This window comes from Pelomonas parva (genome assembly GCF_043555835.1).
In the GTDB taxonomy this organism is placed as follows: Bacteria; Pseudomonadota; Gammaproteobacteria; order Burkholderiales; family Burkholderiaceae_C; genus Pelomonas; species Pelomonas parva.
In genome coordinates, this window is the sequence record NZ_JBIGHV010000003.1 from 584,188 (window position 1) to 598,621 (window position 14,434).

The following is a 14,434-nucleotide window of genomic DNA, read 5'->3' on the forward strand; positions in this document are numbered from 1 at the left end:
GTTGCGCCGACTCCCCCTGTTCCCAACCCTGGCCATGACCCTGCTCACCTCCTCCACCTCCTGGCGCGGCGCCTGGCGCCAGCTGCGCGCCGAGCCCGGCCCCGCCGCCCTCGTCATCGCCGGCCTGGCGCTGGGCCTGGCGCTCACGTTGCTGACCGTCGGCTTCCTGCGCGACACGCTGTGGCCCGACGCCCACCTGCCCGAGGCAGAGCGCCTGGTCGCCTTCGAGTGGAAGGTGCGCCAGCCCGGCGGTGCCACCAGCGAGTGGTACCGCGACGTGCCCACCACGCCACTGAACCTCGCGCTGCGCGACACCGGCGCGCCGGTGAGCGAGATGAGCCGCGTCATCTACTTCCCGCTGCTGATGAGCGCGGTCGACGCGCAGGGCGTGCAACGCCATGCGCGGCTGGCCTCCATCCTGGCCGACCCCGACATCGAAGCGCTGTTCGGCATCCAGCCCATCGCCGGCGACCTGCGGGCGGCGCTCAGCTCGCCCGACGGCGTGGCGCTGACCGAGCAGAGCGCGAACAAGCTCTTCGGCACGACGAACGTCGTCGGCCGGCCCATGGCGGTCACCACCACGGCGGGCGAGCCCGGCCGGGCGCAGACGCAGACGATCACGCTGACCGTCATGGCCGTCATCCCCTCGCCCAGCCTGAACTCCACGCTGATCTACGACGCCATCGCCGGCTTCAATGCGCCGGCCGCCAAGGGCTACGTCAGCAGCTACTCGATGTGGAGCTGGGGCAACGGCCGCCTCTACGCCCGCCTCAAGCCCGGCGCCACGGCCACGCAGGTGGGCGACCTCGCCCAGCGGCTGTTCGAAAAACAGCCGGTGCCGGAGGGCATGCCGGCCGACTTCCTGAAAGGTGGCGGCGCCTGGGCCTATCTGCGCGCGCTGCCGGCGCTGGACATCGGCCTGCACGGCGCCGGCAGCCCGGACCGCCGCCTGCGGCTGGGCAGCCTGGCTGCAGCAGCGGCCGGCGTGCTGGCGCTGGCCATCATCAACTTCATCAACCTGTGGAGCGTGCGCACGCTGAGGCGCCAGCGCGAGATCGGCCTGCGCAAGTCGCTCGGTGCGGGCGCGAGGGCGCTGGCTGCACAGTTCTTCGTGGAGGCGCTCGCCGTGGCCGGCCTGGCGGGTGTGCTGGGCCTGCTGCTGGCCTGGTGGGCCACGCCGGCCGTGTCGGTGCTGATGCAGCACAGCTTCGAGACGCCGGTGTTGTCGCCCGTCATGGTGGCGCTGACCGTGTTGTTGTGCGCATCAATAGCGGCTTTGAGCGCGCTGCCGCTGACGCGCATCGCGCTGCGCGTGCGGCCCGCCGAATCGCTGGCCGGCCGCAGCCACAGCGAGGGCGCGGCCAGCCGCTGGCTGCGCCGCGTGATGACGACGGTGCAGTTCGGTGCCGCCGCGCTGTTCGCCGCGCTGGCCCTCACCGTGGGCTGGCAGACGCAGCACGTGGCCGACATGCCGCGCGGCTTCGACATCGCCAACCGCCTCGCCGTGGACCTGCCGCCCGAGGCGCTGCCCGCGCAGGTGCAGTCGCTGCTGGCGCGCATCCACGGCTGGCCCGAGGTCATCGCGGCGGCGGTGTCGCCCGATGTGCCGGGCCGCGACTGGAGCAAGTGGTTCTCCGAGTTCCGCAGCGCCAAAGGCCAGCCCGTCCACCTGCGCGTCGGCCTCGAGTTCACGCCGGGCTGGCTGCAGCTCTACGGCGTGCGCGTGCTGGCCGGCCAGCTGACGGCCGACCACCGCGCCGAGGCGGCGCAGGGCGGCGCGGTGCTGGACCGCAGCGCGGTCACGGCGCTGGGCTTTGCCAGCCCCGCAGCCGCCATCGGCCAGACGGTGGCCGTGAACAAGCACTTCCGCAACGGCCAGCCGGTCACCATCGTCGCCGTTGTCGACGACCTGCGCTTCGACCGCCCGCGCCTGCCGCAGTCGCCCAACCTGCTGATGCCCGTGGCCGAGCACGGCAGCGGCGTCATCAGCGTGCACAGCCGCGAGCCCGCCGAGACGCGCCGCAAGCTGGCCGCCCTCGTCAACCAGATGCTGCCCGCCGCGCAGGCGCAGGTGCTGTCGGTGCGCGAGCACCAGGCCACCACGATGGCGGAGGACACGCGCCTGGGCACGCTCATCGCCGTCACCGGCGCGCTGGCCTTGCTGCTGGCGGCCGTGGGCATCTACGCGCTGGCCGCCTACACGCTGCGCCGCCGCGAGCGCGAGATCGTGTTGCGCAAGCTGCATGGGGCGGGGGCCAGTGCCGTGGCAGGGCTGCTGGTGAAGGAGTTTGCCGGCGTGCTTGCGGCGGCCTGCGTCGTCGCGCTGCCGGTGGCGGCCTGGCTCACGCAGCTCTACCTCGGCGGCTTTGTCGAGCGCGCGCCGGTGGGGCCGGGGTCGCTGTGGGTGTTGCTGGCGGCGGTCGCGCTGCTGGCTGCCGTCACGGCCGTGGCGGTGGCTCGGCATCTGCATGCGGCGCTGGCGTTGCGGCCTCTGCAGGCATTGAGAGGATGAGCGCTGTGCTGACGTCCGGCGCCGCGATGGACCGCCGCGTGGTGCTGCCGCGCCGCTATGGCCTGGTCGTGCTGGCCGTCGTGGCCGCGCTGGCTGCGGCCCTGCTGCTGGTGCGCTATTGGCCGCGCGGCGTGCCGGTGTCGCGCGCCGATGTGGAGATCGCTGCGGCCAAGCCCGGCGCCTTCCGCGACGTCGTCATCGGCCGCGCGACCGCTTTGCCGCTGCAGTCGGTGCTGCTGGACGCCTCCGAGGAAGGCCGCGTCGAGCAGGTGTTGGTCAAGGACGGCGAGCGCGTCGAGGCGGGCCAGCTGCTGGTCGTGCTCAGCAGCAGCCAGCGCGCGCAGGAATTGATTGCCCGCTCCGCCGAGGCCGCCCAGCAGCTGGCCAACCTTGCCACCTTCCGCGCCGGCCTGATCCAGGCACAGGCCGCGCAGCGCCGCGAGCTGACGCAAGGCGAGTTCGAGCTGGAGCGCCTGGGCCGCCTGCACCAACGCAATGTCGACCTGGCCGCCCAGGGCTTCCTGTCACCCTCGGCGCTGGAGGACTCGGCCGACAAGCTGGCCCTGGCCCGGCGCCTGTTCGCGCAGCTGCAGGCCGATGGGCGCGAGGAGCAGCGCACGCGCGAACAGTCCGTGCAGGCCATGCAGCGTGTCGTGACCGATCTCGACCAGCGCCTGGCCGCCATGCGCACCGCCAGCGAAGGCCTGGCCGTGCGCGCGCCGGTGGCCGGCCGCGTGACCGGCCTGACGCTGCAGGTCGGCGAGAGCCTGCGCAGCGGCACGCGCATCGCCCGGCTGGACAGCCTGGGCCGCTTCAAGCTGGAGCTGCGGCTGGACGAGTTCCACCTCGGCCGCGTGCGCGAGGGCCTGGCTGCCACGCTGGCCCACGGCGGTCGCGAGCACGCGCTGCACGTGGCCCGCATCGACCCGCAAGTCAAGGACGGGCGCTTCTCTGCCGAGCTGGTGTTCGACGCCGACCCGCCGCCGCTGCAGGTCGGCCAGGGCCTGGACGTGCGCCTGACGCTCGGCGAGGCCAGCCAGGCGCTGCTGCTGCCCGACCGCGGCTTCTACGCCGACACCGGCGGCGCCTGGGCCTTCGTGCTGGACGCCGACGGCCGCCACGCCCAGCGCCGCGAACTGAAGCTCGGTCGCCGCGCCGATGGCGTCGTCGAAGTGCTCGGCGGCCTGCGGCCCGGCGAGCAGGTCGTCGTCTCCCCTTACCGCGCTCTCACCGGCGCCACCTCAATCCAACTGCATTGACACCATGTTCAAGCTCAAGCACCTCACCAAGACCTTCCACACCGGCGACATCGAGACCACGGCGCTGGACCACATCGATCTCGACATCGAGGCCGGTGAGTACCTCGCCATCACCGGCCCCTCGGGCTGCGGCAAGTCCACGCTGCTGGGCATCCTGGGCCTGCTGGACGCGCCCAGCGGCGGCGAGTACTGGTTCGACGGCCACAACGTGGCGGGCTGGAACGAGAAGCAGCTCAACACGCTGCGGCGCGGCCGCATCGGCTTTGTCTTCCAGAGCTTCAACCTCATCGACGACCTGAACGTGGCGGAGAACATCGGGCTGGCGCTGGAGTACGGCGAGTTGCCGGCGCGTGAGCGACGTGCGCGTGTGGTGGAGGTGATGGAGCGCCTGGGCTTGTCGCATCGCGCTTCACATCGGCCGAGCCAGCTGAGCGGCGGGCAGCAGCAGCGCGTGGCCATTGCGCGCGCCATTGCGGCGCGGCCGGCCTTGTTGCTCGCCGACGAACCGACGGGGAATCTCGACAGCGCCCATGGCGCCGAGGTGATGCGCATCCTGCGTGAGCTGAATGCGGACGGCACGACGCTGGTGATGGTGACCCACTCGCTGGAACATGCGGCGCAGGCGTCGCGCACGTTGCGGCTGCTGGATGGGCGGGTGGTGGTGGATGCGGTGGCGGCGGTGGTTTGAAGGGTCGCGTTCATCTGTGAGGGGCTGGGCCTCGCCAAGAGCCATTCCTTCATAGATGCAACGCTGCCGGCACGCCCTGCGCGCGCCATGAAGAGACCGAACGCATCCGCGCCCAGCGTGAATTCATGCCGCACCGGCGGCCCCAGTTGAGCCGCCTGTTGGACGACTGACGCCCAGGCGCCAGCCCCAGCCACACCGGCCGCTTAGCATTCGCGCCCATGTCCCCCCTAGTTCGTGGTCTTGCCAGCCTGCTCGCCGCCTTTGCCTTCTGCGCGGCCCAGGCCGAGCCCGGTGCCGGCCCGCTGGAGGTGCAGTTCCGCAGTGTCGCCGTGCCGCAGAACTCGGTGCCGTCGATCGCCCAGGACCGGGCAGGCTTCATGTGGGTCGCCACAGCCAAAGGCTTGACGCGCTACGACGGCTACCGGCTGCGGCCCGTCGAGCTGGCCGGCGACACGGCGGCCCGGCGCAGCCTGGGCTGGGTGCGGGCGCTGGCGCCGGCGGCCGATGGGCGCATGTGGATAGGCACCGAGTTCCAGGGCCTGGTGGCCTACGACCCTGCGCAGGACCGCGTCGAGCGCCATGCCGCCGGCGCACCGCAGGCGCCCATCCGCGCCGTGGCGGCGGCGCCCGACGGCGCTGTCTGGGTGGGCACCATCGGCCGCGGCCTGTACCGCTACGAACCCGGCACCAAGAAGGTCGAGCCGCAGACGCTGACCTGGCAGGGCGAGGCCGAGCACCGCGTGCTGGCCCTGCATGCGGGCGCCGACGGCACGGTCTGGGCCGCCCACTGGCGCGGCCTGGCGCGGCGCGTGAAGGGCGGCTGGCAGGACGTCCCTTTGCCCGACTTGCCGAACGGCGTGCCCGTGCTCGCGCTGGCCCAGGACCGCAGCGGGCGCCTGTGGCTGGGCACGCAAGGCGGTCACGTGGGCGTGGTCGAGCAAGGCCGGGTGCGCTGGGTGCTGGCGCTGGGCATGCCCGTGCAGGCGCTGGCGGAGGACGCCGACGGCCGGCTGTGGGTGGGCAGCAAGAACGGCGTCTACTGGGTGGACGCGGCCAGCGGCGTCGTCGAGGCGCGCCTGCGCCACGACCCGCGCCGCGCGCTGGGCCTGGCCGGCAACGACATCAGCGGCCTGTTGCGCGACCGCAGCGGCGCGATGTGGGTCAGCGGCTACGGCCTGGGCCTGCAGCGCCACCTCAGCCACCCAGCTCTGGCCGTGCGCGGCCCGGATGCCGATGTGGCCGACCCCGCGAGCTCGCTCGTCGAGGCCGATGTGCGCGCCGTGCTGGCGCTGAAGAACGGCGAGGTGCTCAGCGCCACGCAGACCGGCCAGCTGGTGCGCCTGGACGGCCGCCCCGGCCGCGACCTGGCCACGCTGGGCGCCTGGCCCCGCGAGCGGCGCAGCGTGGTCGAGAACCTGGCCGAGGCGGCGGACGGCAGCCTGTGGATGGCCGCCGCCGGCCGCCTGGAGCACCGCTCGGCAGACGGCCGCCTGCTGCACGACTGGCCGCTGGACGGCGGCCGTGCCCAGCAACTGCTGCTGCGCTCGGACGGGAGCGTCTGGCTCGGCATGCAGGAGGGGCTGTACCGCCTCGCTGGCGTCGACGCGCCGGCGCTGGAGCGCGTGCACCTGGCGGGTGGCGCCAGGCTGCACGGCGGCATCTATGTGCTGCGCCAGGCGCCGGACGGGTGCTTGTGGGTCGGCGGCCAGCAAGGCCTGCTGCGCGAACAAGAGGCCGGGGGCGCGCTGCAGACCGTGCCGCAAGCCCCCGGCGAAGGCCTGGGCAGCCCCGCCGTCATGGCCTTGCTGTGGACGCGCGACGGCCGGCTCTGGGTGGACACGACGGCCGTCGGCCTGCACCGCCTCAAGGGCTGGGACAGCCAGGGCCGCGCGCGCTTCGAGGGCATCAGCGAGCGCCACGGCGTGGAGGGCGTGTTCGGCGGCCACCTGCACGAAGACGCGCGGGGCCGCATCTGGAGCCAGCTCAACGTCTACGACCCCAAGGCCGACCGGCTGGACAGCTTCGGCGCCGCCGAGGGCGCCAACTTTGGCAGCTTCTGGTTCTTCGCCAGCACCGAGCTGCCTGGCGGCGGCCTGCTGTTCGGCGGCAGCCGCGGCCTGCTGCGCGTGCAGCCCCAGGCCTGGCAGGCCGACGCCGGCAACCCGCCGCTGGTCATCAGCGGCCTGCGCGTGAACGGCCAGCCCTGGGCGCCGCCACGCACGCCGGCCGAGGCGCTGACGCTGCCGCCGGACAAGCGCACGCTGTCCGTCGAGTTCGCGGCGCTGGACTATGCCGACCCCACCCGCCTGCGCTACGAATACCGGCTGGAGGGCCTGGACGAGGGCTGGACGCGCGTGGACGCCACCGGCCGCAACCCCAGCTTCGGCCCGCTCAAGCCCGGCCACTACACGCTGCAGGTGCGCGCCACGGCCCACCAGGCGTTGTGGGGCGACGAGGTGCTGGCTCTGCCCATCACGCTGCAGCCGGCCTGGTGGGAGACCAACCTGGCGCGCGCCGGCGGCCTGATGGCGGTGCTGGCTGGCATCTGGGGCTGGACGCGCTGGCGCACCCGCCAGCTCCGCCGGCGCGAGGCCGAGCTGGAGGCGCTGGTGGACGAGCGCACGGCGGAGCTGCGTGAGCTAAGCGTCACCGACGCGCTGACTGGTCTGGGCAACCGCCGCCACCTGGAGCTGCGCCTGGACGACGACCTGGCGCTGTGCCTGCGCCGCTTCGAGACGACCGATGCCAAGGGCCCCGGCCCGGACGCCGACCTGCTGCTGATGCTGCTGGACCTGGACCACTTCAAGCGCGTCAACGACCTGCACGGCCACGCGGCCGGCGATGCGGTGCTGGTTCAGCTGGCCGAGCGGCTGCGCGGCGTCTTCCGCGAGACGGATTCGCTGGTGCGCTGGGGCGGCGAGGAGGTGCTGGTGCTGGCCCGTGAGACCGAGCGCCGCGACGCCCCCGAGCTGGCCGCACGCGTCTGCGCCGCCGTGCGCGACCGGCCGTTCGACATCGGCCCGGGCCAGACCGTGCAGGTCACCCTGTCCATCGGCTTCTGCGCCTTCCCGCTGGACCCGCGCCACCCGCGCCTGTGGGACTGGCGCGCCTGCCTGGCGCTGGCGGACTCGGCGCTGTATGCCGCCAAGGCGCAAGGCCGCGACGGCTACGTGGGCGCGCTGCGCAGCCACGGCCTGCCGCCGCGCGAGACGCCCCTGGGGCTGGAGGCCTGGCAGCGCGAGACGCGGCTGGACATGGCCCGCAGCGCGGACGACGACGTGCTCAGTCCAGCCTGAACAGGAAGCGCAACGCCGCAGGCAGCGCTGCCCGCCAGGCGGCCTCGTTGTGCTCGGCGTCGGCGGCGATGTGCAGGTTCAGGTCCTCCCGCCGCAGCTGCCGCGCGAACTGCCGGTGCATGTGGCGCGTCTGCCCCGCCATGCTCCCGCCTTCACGGTTGCCGCAGTAGAGCTGCACCCGCGTTCCCGCCGGCAGCGGCGCCCTGGCCGTGGCCTCGAACAGCTGCGGCGCGGCCCAGTACGACGGGCTGAACAGGCCATAGCGGCTGAACACGTCGCCATGCCACAGCAGGGCCGCATGGCTGATGAGGCCACCCAGCGAGCTGCCGATCAGCGCCGTGTGCTCACGCTCGGGTTTCGTGCGCCAGCCGGCGTCGATGAAGGGCTTGACCGTCCTGGTGATGAAGTCGAGGTAGGCCGCGCCCTCGGCCTTGCCGAGCTGCGCGTGGTCGTAGGGCGCCATCTCGGTGTTGCGCTTCTCGCCGCCGTTGTCGATGCCGACGACGAGGGCCTCGAAGCCGGTCTCCTTGGCCAGCTGGGCCATCGTCTCGTCCACGCCCCATTCGCCCGCATAGCCCGTCGCCGCGTCGAACAGGTTCTGGCCGTCGTGCATGTAGATGACGGGGTGGCGCCGCTGCGGTTCGCTGGCGTAGCTGGGCGGCAGGCACAGGCGCAGCGTGCGGCTGCGCGTCAGGCCCGGCATGGCAAGCGGCGGCGCCAGCACCTGCACGCTGGACAGCGCGGTCGAGGGCGTGGCTCGGGCGGGCAGCGTGACGGCAAGGGGCAGGGTGAGGATGAGGCGGCGTTGCATGCCGTGCAGGCTATCCGGCCGGGCGCGCCCTGTCGCTCGTCATGCGTGGTTCTAGTCCTGCAGCGACCCGGAAGCCGGCGGCCATGACTTCGGAAAGCCACCCACCGGGCGCAGCAAGACCGGGCATCATCTATCGACCAAAACATCCAAGGTCAGGGAGACCGCATGAGATCGTCCGGCATCCTGCGCTCGTGGAACGAGGAGCGTGGCTTCGGCTTCATCGCGCCGGCGCAGGGCGGCGCCGAGCTGTTCGTGCACATCAGCGCCCTGCCGCGAGACGGCTCGAGGCCCATCGTCGGCGAGACGCTCACCTTCGAGCTCGGCCGCGGCAAGGACGGCAGGCCGCAGGCGGTGAATGTCGTTCGAACGGCGGTGGGCGCTGATGCCCCACCGCCGCGCCGGCCGTCCGGCAAGGCCACTCGTGCCCGCACCGGTTCAGGCCTGTCGACGTGGCTATGGCGGGGGGCCACGCTGGTGCTGCTCCTCGTCGCGGGCAGATGGGGCTACGAAACCTTTCATGCGCGCAGCCATCGGCTGCAGCTTGAGAGCCAGCCACCCGCCGTCGCCGCGCCCGACGCGATGCCGGCCTCGACCGCGCACCGCTGCGACGGCCGCACGCAGTGCACGCAGATGACCTCCTGCGCCGAGGCGACCTGGTTCATCAACCACTGCCCCGGCACGAAAATGGACAGCGACAGCGACGGCGTGCCCTGCGAGCAGCAATGGTGCACGGGGCCGGGCGCGCGCTGAGAGCAGCCTGGTCCGCCGGAAAACCCTGGCGCAAATCGGGCTGATCCTCTGACCGCCGCCAGCTTCCGGTGACAAACTCGCCGCCCATTGCATGGGACGGGAGACAGGTGTGTCGGAGAGCACAAACGGGCCATTTCAACTGACCCGCCGCCGCATCATCGGCAGCGGCGCGGCGGCGGTGACGCTGCTGGTGCACGAGCTGGCGCTGGCCGCCAGGCCGTCCGCCGCCCGGCTGCCCGGCGCCCGCCCGCAGCCGGAGGGCTCGCCCGTGCAACCGCACTCGCCGCCCGGCGCGCCCGACTGGTCCGGCGGCCCGGGCAAGGCGCGGTTCCGCATCGACGGGCTGGCCAAGGTGACGGGCCAGAAGATCTACGCCCGCGACTTCCGCGCCGTCGACATGCCGGGCTGGCCGGCCACCGAGCGCATGGCGATGATCCTGCGCGCGACCAACCCGGGCCGGGTCTTCACCGGGCTGGACCTCGGCGCGCTGGCCGGCGTGGACGCGGTGCCGCTGCTGACCATCACGCAGGCGCCGCTGACCGGCTTCACCTGGCCGCAGCGCGACTTGGCCTCGCTGAACCTGAGCCTGCCCTTCTCCAGCGCGGGTGCCGACGGCGTCTACCAGCTGCTGGTGCCGGTGGGCACGGCGCCGCAGTTCTACGGCCAGCCGGTGGCCATCCTCGTGTTTGCCGACAGCAACGCCTACCGCCGCGCCAAGCGCGCGCTGCAGTTCCAGCCCGGCGTCGTGCAGACCGGCGGGTTGCCGCCGCCGCCGAAGCAGCCCTGGGTCATGGCCTACAGCCCGGTCAACTATTTGACGCGTTATGACGTGCCGGGGGTAGCGCCGTTTTCGCAGGTGCAGGTGGGCTACGCGTCCGACCCCTACCAGCCCGACTCCGCCAACCAGCCCGTCAACAGCCAGGCCCGAGCGCTGCGCCAGCGCATCAACGACGCGCTGCAGGCGACCGACCCGCAGGTGCTGCAAATGGGCGGCAGCTACAGCACCCAGGTGCTGGACCCGATGTTCATGGAGCCCGAGGCGGGCCTGGCCTGGCTGGACCGTTCGGGGGCTGGCACGCTCAATCTCGTGCTGGGCACCCAGGCCACCAACGGTGACGCTACGGACAGCTGGGCGATGTTCAGCAAGGACTGCCCGATCAAGGTCGGCACCGTGGTGCTGAACTCCTGCTACCCCGGCGGCGGCTTTGGCGGGCGCGATGTGTCCCCCTTCCCGTCGCTGCTGGCCGTCACGGCCGCGCTGGCCGATGGGCCGGTGCGCATCGCGCAGGACCGCTACGAGCAGTTCCAGGGCGGGCTCAAGCAGCTGGCCAGCCGCATCACCCAGCGCATCGCGGTCGACGCCAAGACCGGCAAGTTCCTCGCCTTCGGCAGCCAGCAGGTGCTGCCCTCGGGCGGGCAGAACAACTACAGCCAGTTCGTCGCCATGCTGGCCGCCTACTGCGGCCTGAGCGGCTACGACATCAAGCAGGCTTACGTCGACGCCATCGCCCAGCCCAGCACTGGCGTCGTGGCCGGTTCCATGCGCGGCTTCGGCGGGCCGCAGGCGAGCTTTGCGGTCGAGACGCTGGTGGACGAGGTGGCGGTGGCTTTGAAGCGCGACCCGATTGAGCTGCGCGAGATCAACGCGCTGCGCGAGGGCGACCGCACCATCACCGGCGCGCCGCTGGCGCAGCAGATGCGGCTGCACGAGATCTGCCGCCTGGCGCGCGCCCATCCGCTGTGGCGTGAGCGCGAGGCGGTGAAGCGCCGCAAGGCGCGTGAGGGCGTGCGCTACGGCGTGGGCTTCGCTCTCGCCAACCAGGCCTACGGCACGGGCAAGGACGGCGTCATGGCCGAGGTGGCCATGGCAACGGACGGGCGGCTGACGGTGCGAACGAATTGCGTCGACATGGGCAATGGCTCGGCGACGACGCTGGCCATCTCCACAGCCGGCTGGCTGGGCCACAACGCGCATGACGTGGTCATGGGCGATGTGGGCAGCTTCAACGCGCTGGACCTGCACAGCGACTCCAAAGGCAGTTGGGCCGACCCGCGCTGGACGGCCAGCTTCGCCATGTCCAGCAGCGCGTGTCTCACCGCCTTCCACCAGGTGCATGTGACCGAGCAGGCCAGCCGCGTGCTGTTCGAGGCCGGGCTGCTGCCGGCGGCGGCCTTGTTGTGGGGTGTGCCGCTGGCGCAGGCGCAGGGGCGCACGAAGTGGGAGGCAGGTCGGCTGACGGCGCCAGGTCTTGCGCCGTTGCCTTTGGCGGCGCTGGCGGCCAAGGTGCAGCAGGCCGGGCTGACGGCGGCGGCGATGGTGCATGGGCTGTACGAGGCTGCCTGGGTGTCGGCGACCTATGCCGTGCCGGCGGGGTCGGCGCTGAAGTTGCCGATCGATGGGTTGTCGTTGCGGGCGGGTGGGGCGTCGACATGGACGCCGGTACTAAGGCAGGACGTGGTGCCGCCGAAGCCGGAGGCGGGGCTGTATGGCCGCAGCCTGTATGCGCCGTCTGGGGTTTTGGTCGCCGTCGAGATCGGACCTCGCAGTTTTGAGCCGCGTGTCGTCGCGGTCGAGTTGATGGTGGACGCCGGCAAGGTGCTGCAGCGCGACCTGCTGCTGGGCCAGGCCCAGGGTGGGGTGGCGATGGGCATTGGCTATGCGCTGCTGGAGAACCTGCCCCTGGAGGCGGGCGGTGCAGGCGACGGGCGGTGGAACCTGGACCGGTATCACGTCGCGTTGAGTGGCGATGTGCCGTTGGCGCGCCTGAACATCACGACGCTTCCAACCGACGAGCCGACGGCCAAGGGCATTGCCGAGGCGGTGCTGTGCCCCATCGCGCCAGCCATCGGCAACGCGATCGCGCACGCCACGGCCCGGCGATTCCGGGCGTTGCCCATCACCGCTGCAGACATCGAAAAGGCCTTGTCATGAGCCAACAACTCGTCGCCGTCCAGTTCCACGTCAACGGCCGACCCGTCAACAAGACCGTCCCCACCGACCTGCCGCTCGTCGACTTCCTGCGCGAAGAACTCGGCCTCTCCGGCACCCGCCTGTGCTGCGGCATCGGCGTCTGCAAGGCCTGCACCGTCGCTGCCCGACGCGCGCCCAGCAGCCAGGCGCAACCCATGCTGGCCTGCTCCACGCCGGTGGCCCTGCTGCAAGGACAGTCCATCACGACGGTGGAAGGCACCGGCAGCATGGAGCACCCCAGCAAAGTCCAGCAAGCCTTCCTCGACCATTTCGCCTTCCAGTGCGGGTACTGCACGCCCGGCTTCGTCATGGCCACCGAGATGCTGCTCGGCCGCCTGCGCGCCCAGCCCGTCAAGCGCGAGCAACTCGACGCGGCGATCGAAGACGCCGTGGGCCAGCACATCTGCCGCTGCACCGGCTACGCCCGCTACCACCAGGCCATCCGCGCCGTCGTGCTGGCGGAGAAGGGCCTGGTGACGGCATGAAGATGAAAGCCCTGTTGCTAACGCTGGCACTCACCGGCACCGCCCACGCAGAGACGCTGTTCGAATACGGCCGCCAATGCGCCGCGCAGATCAGCGAGATCCCCGCCTTCAACTGCATGGCCGGCGAGGAGATCCCCATCACCGTCGACGGCAAGCCCGTGCCGGTCGACAAGGCACCCGCGCGCTGCGACAAGCCCTCGCTGCTGCCCCAGCACGACGCCGGCAGCCAGGGCCAGTGCGTGCCCGGAAGCCGCGCCCTCGTGCTGCGCGACGACAAGACGGCGCAGATCAGCGCCATCTGCCGCAAGCAGGTCGCACGAGCAGCGGGCAGCGCGCTGTTCGACGAGATCAACGTCATCTCGCACAGCCTGAAGGACGGCAAGACCTGCTGGTTCACCGCCAAGGCCAAGGCGCCGCTGACGGCCGCCAGCGGCATCGACGGACGCTGGGTGCCCTCGCCCAGCATGCTCACCCGCAAGCCGCAGCCGCGCAGCCCGGCGGGCGTGGCTGCGCTGCCGGCCGACAAGGTCTGGCAGACGCCGCGCCAGGTCGCCTGGAGCCAGCCGGCCTGCATCAACTGCCACGACAGCGGACCCTTCATGTACTCGCCCTACATCGCGCAGACGACCCAGCTGCCCGGCGACCCGTTCGGCCACTACCAGCCCAAGGCCATCGGCGAAGACTTCAAGCGCGCCTGGGCGCGGCTGCACGCCTTCGGCATCACCACGCGCGGCAACACCTGCACGGCCTGCCACCGCATGGGCAACATGAACTCCTGCAAGGTCGCCATGGACCAGTCCACAGGTCGCGGGCACCAGGAGGGTGGCGACGAATGGTCCAAGAAGTTCCCGCAGTCGCACTGGATGAGCCCCGGCAACCTGCACAGCAAGGCGCAGTGGGATGAGCAGTTCAGCGAGAGCCTGAAGAAGCTGGCGGCGTGTTGCGAGGACCCTAAGGGGGCGGGGTGCAGGGTGGTGGAATATGGGCCGAAAGGCAGTTCCAGGAAATGACAGAGACCGTTCCTGCTCTCCGGCTGATCGCGGCAGCTTTTGAATCACAGTCAGCGCTTATGGCGCTCCTCAATGCCGAACCGCAGTTGATGAACGAGCGGACCGGCTTGGGCGAGACGCCGCTCCACTACTTGGCGGTCGAGAATCAGCTTGACGCGGTGCGGTTGCTCATCGCTCGCGGTGCAGCGGTCAGCACCTTGAACGAATGCCGTACAACGCCGCTGTCGGACGCGGCAAGCTTGGGGTACGAGGAGATGGTCGGGCTGCTACTCGAACACGGAGCCATGCTCCACGTACCGGGACAGGAAGAGCCGGTGTTGCACGGCGCCGTCCGTCACGGCACCGTGCAGGTCGTTCAACGGTTGCTGATCGCCGGCGCGTCTCCTAACGAGGTCGACGACATGATGCAGACGCCGTTGCACGTCGCGGCGGAGAGTGACGATTGCGTGCCGGTGCTGCAACTCTTGCTCGGCGCAGGTGCGCAAACGTCGTTGCGTTGCTCGTTTGGCGACACGCCGCTGGACTTGGCGCTACGCCGGGGCAGTTCCCGCTGTGCGGAAATACTGGCGAAATTCAACTGAACTGGCCGACCTGCGCAAACTGATCGCGCGGCGTCCCGACTCCAAATGGATGTGAGTTGCATCGCCCAGTC

General features: G+C 71.5%; 10 protein-coding genes. 9 read left to right on the forward strand and 1 reads right to left on the reverse strand.

Translation table 11 applies throughout. The features are described from left to right. Positions 1-34 precede the first annotated feature (34 nt). The 4 genes from ACG00Y_RS10095 (at position 35) to ACG00Y_RS10110 (ending at position 7,755) form a co-directional block, all read left to right on the forward strand. Positions 35-2,512 carry an ABC transporter permease gene (locus ACG00Y_RS10095; protein ID WP_394478385.1) on the forward strand — a complete coding sequence of 826 codons (2,478 nt, stop codon included), beginning with the start codon at positions 35-37 and terminating at the stop codon, positions 2,510-2,512. Next, complete coding sequence (locus ACG00Y_RS10100) at positions 2,509-3,771, forward strand: efflux RND transporter periplasmic adaptor subunit (protein ID WP_394478387.1); 1,263 nt, start codon at positions 2,509-2,511, stop codon at positions 3,769-3,771. The genes ACG00Y_RS10095 and ACG00Y_RS10100 overlap by 4 nt, the downstream gene beginning before the upstream one ends. 4 nt (positions 3,772-3,775) lie before the next feature. Next, the gene (locus tag ACG00Y_RS10105; protein ID WP_394478388.1) at positions 3,776-4,459 is read left to right on the forward strand and encodes an ABC transporter ATP-binding protein; all 684 of its coding nucleotides are present in this window, start codon (positions 3,776-3,778) and stop codon (positions 4,457-4,459) included. A gap of 218 nt (positions 4,460-4,677) precedes the next feature. After that, positions 4,678-7,755 (forward strand): ligand-binding sensor domain-containing diguanylate cyclase, encoded by a 3,078-nt coding sequence (locus ACG00Y_RS10110; RefSeq protein WP_394478390.1) that lies wholly within the window; start codon positions 4,678-4,680, stop codon positions 7,753-7,755. On the opposite strand, the gene ACG00Y_RS10115 is transcribed toward ACG00Y_RS10110, so the two are convergent. Beyond that, positions 7,742-8,566 carry an alpha/beta hydrolase gene (locus ACG00Y_RS10115; RefSeq protein WP_394478392.1) on the reverse strand — a complete coding sequence of 275 codons (825 nt, stop codon included), beginning with the start codon at positions 8,564-8,566 and terminating at the stop codon, positions 7,742-7,744. The genes ACG00Y_RS10110 and ACG00Y_RS10115 overlap by 14 nt on opposite strands. A 165-nt stretch (positions 8,567-8,731) precedes the next feature. Between ACG00Y_RS10115 and ACG00Y_RS10120 the strand changes: the two genes are divergently transcribed. The 5 genes from ACG00Y_RS10120 to ACG00Y_RS10140 all read left to right on the forward strand — a co-directional run bounded on the left by ACG00Y_RS10120 (position 8,732) and on the right by ACG00Y_RS10140 (position 14,363). After that, the gene (locus ACG00Y_RS10120) at positions 8,732-9,316 is read left to right on the forward strand and encodes a cold shock domain-containing protein (RefSeq protein WP_394478394.1); all 585 of its coding nucleotides are present in this window, start codon (positions 8,732-8,734) and stop codon (positions 9,314-9,316) included. Between the two features lie 109 nt (positions 9,317-9,425). After that, positions 9,426-12,248, forward strand: coding sequence for a xanthine dehydrogenase family protein molybdopterin-binding subunit (locus tag ACG00Y_RS10125; protein ID WP_394478396.1), 2,823 nt, complete (start codon positions 9,426-9,428; stop codon positions 12,246-12,248). Next, complete coding sequence (locus ACG00Y_RS10130; RefSeq protein WP_394478398.1) at positions 12,245-12,772, forward strand: (2Fe-2S)-binding protein; 528 nt, start codon at positions 12,245-12,247, stop codon at positions 12,770-12,772. Before ACG00Y_RS10125 ends, ACG00Y_RS10130 begins: the two co-directional genes overlap by 4 nt. Beyond that, on the forward strand, positions 12,769-13,782 hold the full coding sequence (locus tag ACG00Y_RS10135) for a hypothetical protein (RefSeq protein WP_394478400.1): 1,014 nt from the start codon (positions 12,769-12,771) through the stop codon (positions 13,780-13,782). The genes ACG00Y_RS10130 and ACG00Y_RS10135 overlap by 4 nt, the downstream gene beginning before the upstream one ends. Continuing rightward, positions 13,779-14,363 carry an ankyrin repeat domain-containing protein gene (locus tag ACG00Y_RS10140; RefSeq protein ID WP_394478402.1) on the forward strand — a complete coding sequence of 195 codons (585 nt, stop codon included), beginning with the start codon at positions 13,779-13,781 and terminating at the stop codon, positions 14,361-14,363. The genes ACG00Y_RS10135 and ACG00Y_RS10140 overlap by 4 nt, the downstream gene beginning before the upstream one ends. Positions 14,364-14,434: the final 71 nt, after the last annotated feature.